At 69.7% G+C, this 3,230-nt stretch carries 3 protein-coding genes and 1 pseudogene; 2 read left to right on the top strand and 2 right to left on the bottom strand.

Annotation, left to right across the window (positions count from 1 at the left end):
* Nucleotides 1-428: pseudogene (locus ACK5M9_RS00585) on the bottom strand (GuaB3 family IMP dehydrogenase-related protein); the annotation flags it as partial.
* A 14-nt stretch (nucleotides 429-442) separates the two neighbouring features.
* Nucleotides 443-2,032 (bottom strand): IMP dehydrogenase, encoded by a 1,590-nt coding sequence (guaB, locus tag ACK5M9_RS00580; RefSeq protein WP_416891269.1) that lies wholly within the window; start codon nucleotides 2,030-2,032, stop codon nucleotides 443-445.
* A gap of 165 nt (nucleotides 2,033-2,197) precedes the next feature.
* Here guaB and ACK5M9_RS00575 point away from each other — a divergent pair, with 165 nt between their 5' ends.
* The gene (locus tag ACK5M9_RS00575; RefSeq protein ID WP_416891268.1) at nucleotides 2,198-2,611 is read left to right on the top strand and encodes a DUF5319 domain-containing protein; all 414 of its coding nucleotides are present in this window, start codon (nucleotides 2,198-2,200) and stop codon (nucleotides 2,609-2,611) included.
* Nucleotides 2,612-3,018: 407 nt separating this feature from the next.
* The coding region (locus ACK5M9_RS00570) for a hypothetical protein (protein WP_416891267.1) at nucleotides 3,019-3,230 on the top strand (212 nt) is incomplete at its 3' end.

Here is a 3,230-nt window from a genome sequence, read left to right as displayed (position 1 = left end):
GGGCTGACCCGCACCGCGGTGGTCACCCCGGCGTCACGCACCCGCGCCACCGCGGCACCCAGCAGGTCGCGGTCCAGCGGGGCCGCGTGCAGCTCCTGCAGCAGCCGCACCGCCCCCGCCGGCTCCGGTTCCTTGCCGGCCACCTCGACGAGCCGGGCAACCTGAGCCTGCACATCCGGGTGACGGCCGATCAGCCCCTCGCCGTTGAGCACGGCCAGGCCGCCGAGCCGCCCCAGCTCGATGGCGAACTCCGGTGACACCAGGGCGTCGGTCGGGTGGGCCAGCACCGGTATCTCGAACCGGTAGGCGTCGAGCTGCCAGGCCGTGGACACGTCCTGCGACGAGCGAGTGCGCCGCGACGGCACGATGTTGATCTCGCTGAGTTCATAGGTGCGACGGGCGTTGCGGCCCATGCCGATCTCGACCATGGCCAACTCGCTGTTCACCGCGCGTAGTAGTTGGGCGCCTCGACGGTCATCGCGACGTCGTGCGGATGGCTTTCCTTCAGGCCTGCCGCTGTGATGCGGACGAATTGCGCCTGCTGGAGCACCTCGATGGAGGGTGAGCCGGTGTAGCCCATCGCCGCCCGCAGACCACCGGTCAGCTGGTGGATCACCGAACCCAGCGGGCCCCGGAACGGCACCCGGCCTTCGATACCCTCGGGCACCAGTTTGTCCTCGGAGAGCACGTCATCGGCGAAGTAGCGGTCCTTGGAATAGGACTTGCCGCCACCGCGGCCCTGCATGGCGGCCAGGGACCCCATTCCGCGATAGCTCTTGTACTGCTTGCCGTTGACGAAGACCAGCTCGCCCGGGGCTTCCGCGGTACCGGCCAGCAGTGAGCCGAGCATCGCCGTCGAGGCGCCCGCGGCCAATGCCTTGGCGATGTCGCCGGAGTACTGCAACCCCCCGTCGGCAATCACCGGAACGCCCGCCGGCGCACACACCGCCACAGCCTCCAGAATGGCGGTGATCTGGGGTGCGCCGACCCCGGCCACCACCCGGGTGGTGCAGATCGAACCCGGTCCCACCCCGACCTTCACCGCGTCGGCGCCGGCGTCGACCAGGGCGGTGGCCGCCGATCGCGTTGCGACGTTGCCGCCGACCACGTCCACCCGGTCGCCGACTTCGAGTTTGACCTTGCTCACCATGTCGAGCACCAGCCGGTTGTGTGCATGCGCGGTGTCCACCACCAGCACATCCACCCCGGCATCGACCAGCATCATCGCCCGCACCCAGGCGTCGTTGCCGACGCCGACCGCCGCGCCCACCAGCAACCGGCCGTCGCTGTCCTTGGTGGCCAGCGGGTGCTGCTCGGTCTTGACGAAGTCCTTGACGGTGATCAGGCCGGTCAGCCGGCCCCGTCCGTCCACGATCGGCAGCTTCTCGATCTTGTTACGGCGCAGCAGGCCCAGCGCCGCCGACGCGCTGACCCCTTCCTGCGCGGTGATCAGCGGGGTCTTGGTCATCACCTCGGCGACCGGCCTGGACTGGTCGACCTCGAAGCGCATGTCGCGGTTGGTGATGATGCCCACCAACGCACCGTCGTCGTCGACTACCGGCAGGCCGGAAATCCGGAACCGCGCACACAGGGCGTCGACCTGGGACAGCGTATTGTCCGGCCGGCAGGTGACGGGATCGGTGACCATGCCGGCCTCCGAGCGCTTCACCATCTCGACCTGGCCGGCCTGCTCGGCAACCGGCAGATTGCGGTGCAGCACACCCATTCCGCCGGCACGGGCCATCGCGATCGCCATTCGCGCCTCGGTCACGGTGTCCATCGCCGAGCTGACCAAGGGCACGTTGAGGCGGATCTTCCTGGTGAGCTGACTGGACGTGTCCGCCGTGGCGGGCACGACGTCCGAGGCCGCCGGCAGCAGCAGGACGTCGTCGAAGGTCAACCCCAGCATCGCGATCTTGTGCGGGTCGTCGCCACCTGTGGGCACCGGGTCCCCACCGAGGTCGCCGACGCGCACGTAGGCGCCCTCGACCAGGTCGGACCTGTGTTCGAGGCCGGACATGCCACGGGACATCGGCGAGGCCCTCCAAATGCATGCGTGGGTGGAGAACTCATCCTATCGGCACCCCGCTGCGGCCGGGTTCACGGCTTCGCCGAGCCGCTCGACTGAAATCGCGGTGCGGCGGCGGACCTCGCCGTTTTCTGGCGTGAACGCTGTCGGCCTGCGTAGTCTCTGGGGGTGCGCGACCACCTCCCGCCGGGTTTGCCGCCCGATCCGTTCGCCGACGACCCGTCCGACCCGTCGACGGCGCTGGAAGCCGTGGAGCCGGGGCAGCCGCTGGACCAGCAGGAACGTCTGGCGGTGGAAGCGGACTTGGCCGATCTGACTGTCTACGAGTCGTTGCTGGCCCATCGCGGAATCCGCGGGCTCGTGGTGTGTTGCGACGACTGCCAGCAGGACCACTACCACGATTGGGACATGCTGCGCGCGAACCTGCTGCAGCTACTGATCGACGGGACCGTCCGCCCGCACGAGCCGGCCTACGACCCTGAACCGGACACCTACGTCACCTGGGATTACTGCCGCGGATACGCCGACGCCTCGCTCAACGAAGCGACGTCGGACGCCGACGGCTATCGCCGCCACCTCTGAATCCGCGTCGCCCGGTAGGGGCGTGGGTCGGTAACACGCCTGGCGGGGCGCTCGGTTGATCGTCGGGTATCCGCGACGATGGGGCGTGCTCCGTACGAAAATCTGCGCCCGTGGCGCATCCACCCCCGTTGACCCTGCACTGAGGGCGCCCTCCACTCGCACTTTTGCGCCACCGACGCAGAGTCAGCATTCAGGGCGGCGGGCCGTGATATTGATTCTGCGCGCAGGGCGCTGATCGTCGGCGTGTCGCCGCCGTGAGCGCAGGATGAACTCAACTGCTCCGCGCCGGCCCGCGCAAAGCGTTGCCGATCCACCGGCTTAGGGCTCCTGATCGTCCGGATTCGACGGTTGACCGGACGAATTCGCGGTTTGACCAGCTGGATCCGGAGTTTGGCCACGCAGATCCGGTGGGTGACCGCCCAGATGCGGTGTTCCAGGCGCCGCGGGCTCCGAAGCAGCGGGCGCGGCAGGAGGCAGGGGCGCAGCGGGCGCAGCGGGAGCGGGCTCCGATGCAGCGGGCGCAGCGGGCGGCAGGGGTGCGGCGGGTGCAGCGGGCGCAGCGGGCGGCAAGGGTGCGGCGGGCGACGGGGCAGCGGGCGCGGGCGACGCCGGAGCAGCC

Source organism: Mycobacterium sp., assembly GCF_047975165.1.
Classification (GTDB): Bacteria; Actinomycetota; Actinomycetes; order Mycobacteriales; family Mycobacteriaceae; genus Mycobacterium.
The sequence above is the reverse complement of the archived record's forward strand: the minus strand, read 5'-3'. Positions and strand labels throughout refer to the sequence as shown.

Bases quoted from the DNA above. Each gene is read 5' to 3' on its own strand.
- guaB (WP_416891269.1), bottom strand. From the start codon at position 2,032: ATGTCCCGTGGCATGTCCGGCCTCGAACACAGGTCCGACCTGGTCGAG.